This window comes from Kluyvera huaxiensis, assembly GCF_040149365.1.
Classification (GTDB): Bacteria; Pseudomonadota; Gammaproteobacteria; order Enterobacterales; family Enterobacteriaceae; genus Kluyvera; species Kluyvera intermedia_A.
On record NZ_JBEFLV010000073.1, the window covers coordinates 1 to 252 of the forward strand.

At 50.0% G+C, this 252-nt stretch carries 1 protein-coding gene; it reads right to left on the minus strand.

Annotated elements, in window-relative coordinates; translation table 11 throughout:
- The coding region (locus ABOC97_RS23980; protein ID WP_141221405.1) for an IS1 family transposase at positions 1–197 on the minus strand (197 nt) is incomplete at its 3' end.
- Between the last annotated feature and the right edge of the window lie 55 nt (positions 198–252).

The window sequence follows — 252 nt, forward strand, 5'->3', positions numbered from 1 at the left end:
CATCCAACGCCATTCATGGCCATATCAATGATTTTCTGGTGCGTACCGGGTTGAGAAGCGGTGTAAGTGAACTGCAGTTGCCATGTTTTACGGCAGTGAGAGCAGAGATAGCGCTGATGTCCGGCAGTGCTTTTGCCGTTACGCACCACGCCTTCAGTAGCTGAACAGGAGGGACAGCTGATAGAAACAGAAGCCACTGGAGCACCTCAAAAACACCATCATACACTAAATCAGTAAGTTGGCAGCATCACC